The sequence below is a fragment of the Georgenia thermotolerans genome (genome assembly GCF_009193185.1).
Taxonomy (GTDB): Bacteria; Actinomycetota; Actinomycetes; order Actinomycetales; family Actinomycetaceae; genus Georgenia; species Georgenia thermotolerans.
This window is the reverse complement of record NZ_VUKF01000096.1, coordinates 1-2,328: the sequence shown is the minus strand read 5'-3', so window position 1 is coordinate 2,328 and position 2,328 is coordinate 1. Positions and strand designations below refer to the sequence as shown.

1 protein-coding gene is annotated in these 2,328 nt (G+C 81.7%); it reads left to right on the top strand.

Annotated features, from left to right (window positions below; genetic code table 11):
- The coding region (locus tag GD970_RS21285) for an FtsK/SpoIIIE domain-containing protein (protein ID WP_264372247.1) at positions 1-2,328 on the top strand (2,328 nt) is incomplete at both ends.

Here is a 2,328-nt window from a genome sequence, read left to right as displayed (position 1 = left end):
CGCGCCGCCGGAGGGAGCCCGCCCGACCCGGCCGCGCTCCTCCTCATGGCGGCGGCCGGCCCCGGCGGGACCGAGGGCGGCGAGCTGCTGCGGGTCCCGCTGGCCGGGCGGCGCCGCCGGTGGCCCGAGCCGCGCGCCCCGGGTCGGCGGCGGCAGCACCGCGACACCGTCCTGGACCTGGCCGACGGCGACCGGGTGGCGCTCGTCGGGCCGGCGGCGCAGGTCCTCGGCGCCGGCAGATGGGTCGTCGCCCAGCTGCTGGTGCGCCACGGGTCCGCGATGTCGTGCGTCCTGCCGCCCGGCTGGCCCGCGCTCGGTCACCCCCGGGGCGGCCCGGGACACGACGGGCACGTGCGGCCCGGCCCGTCGCACGACGTGCCGGCGCGGGCCGGCCCGTGGCACCTCGCCGTGCACGCCCCCGCGCAGCCCCGGTCCGCCGCGCCCGCGCCCTCGAGTGATCCCCCGGCGCGCCCGCCGGCGCCGCCCGCTGCCGGTTCGCGCGGGGACGCCGGGCCGACCTCGCCCGGAGCTCGGAGCGCCGTGCTGGTCCTGGCCGAGCGGCTCGAGGACGTGCCCACGTGGTGCACCCGCGTCCTCGTGCTGCCGCCCGGGGCGGTGTCCGTCACGGCGGCGTGGCTGGCCGCCGTCACCACCGCCCTCGCGACGCCGAGGGCGGGCGCCACGCTCCCGGCGGCGGTCCCGCTCGCCGGGCTGCTGGGGGACCTGGATCACCTCGAGCGCCGCTGGGCGGCGCCGCCGCCGGGGCTGGCCGCGGTCGTCGGCGTCGACCGGGCCGGGCCGGTCGAGTTCGACCTGGCCGCCGAGGGCCCGCACGCCCTCGTCGCGGGCACCACCGGGGCGGGCAAGTCCGAGCTCCTGCTCGCCTGGCTGCTCGGCCTCGCCGTCCGCTTCTCCCCCGCCGACCTCCAGCTCGTGCTGGTCGACTACAAGGGCGGAGCCACCTTCGACGTCCTCGCCGCGCTGCCGCACACCGCCGGCGTGCTCACCGACCTGGACCCGGCCGCGACCACCCGCGCCCTGGCGAGCCTGCGCGCGGAGGTCCGCCGCCGCGAGCGCGTGCTGGCCGCTGCCGGCGCCCGGGACCTGGCGGGCTACCGGGCCGCGGCGGGCGGGGCCACCGCGGCCGGGACCGCAGCGGGCGGGGCCGCAGTGGGCAGCACCGCGGCGGACCACACCGGGGCGTGCGTCGCGCCCCCGCGCCTGCTCGTCGTCGTCGACGAGTTCCGGGCGCTCGCCGACACCCATCCGGAGGTGCTCTCCGGACTGGTCCGCCTGGCGGCCCAGGGCCGTTCCCTGGGCATCCACCTGGTGCTGGCGACCCAGCGTCCGGCCGGCGCCGTCACCCCCGAGATCCGCGCCAACCTCACCGCTCGGATCTGCCTGCGCGTGCTGGACGCCGCAGACTCCCTCGACGTCCTCGCCGTGCCCGACGCCGCCCGGCTGCCGGCGGTCCCCGGCCGGGCGCTCCTGCGCACCGCGGCCCTGCGCGAGATCCAGGTCCCCTGGACCGGCCCCCACGGCGCGCTGGTGGCGGCCGTCCTCGCCGCCACCGGGTCGGGCTGGCGGCGGGCCGGGCAGGGCGCCGCGCCCGCGCGGCCGTGGGCCGAGCCCTTGCCGGCGGCGCTGACGCTCACCGAGCTGCCCACCCCGGCCGCCGACGGCTCCTCAGGCGAGGGGCCGCTCGCCTTCCCCCTCGCCCGCACCGACCTGCCCGACGAGCAGCGCCTGGGCGTGTGGACCTGGGACGGCGCGGCCCTGCTGGTCGCCGGCGGGCCGCGCACCGGCCGGACCGAGGCGCTGCGCGCCGTCGTCGCCCAGGCGCTGCGCGCCGGCGTGGCGGTGCACGTCCTCGCCGCGGCGCCGGAGCGGTTCGCCGACCTGCGCGGCCCGTCCCTCGGCACGGTCGTCGGCGCCGACGACCCCCGCCGGGCGGCGCAGCTGCTGCACCTGCTGGCGGCGGGCCGTGCCGGCACGACCGTGCTCGTCGTCGACGACGCCGACGTCGTCGCCGACCGGCTGGACCTGACCGGGCCCGGCCGGGGCGTGTCCGCGCTCGGGGCGCTCGTGCGCGGGGCGAGCCAGGCCGGGCTCGCCCTGGCCCTCTCGGGCCCGCCGGCCCTGGTCGGCGCGCGGTGGACCGAGTCGGTGCGCACCCGGCTGGTCCTGGCGCCGCGTGACGAGACCGAGTCGCTCCTCGCCGGCGTGCCGGCGGGACTGCGCGCGCCGCACGCCGGCGCGGGCCGCGGCGTGCTCCTCGCGCCCGGCGCCGCGACGGTGGTCCAGGTCGCCCGCACCGGCGCGGTGCGG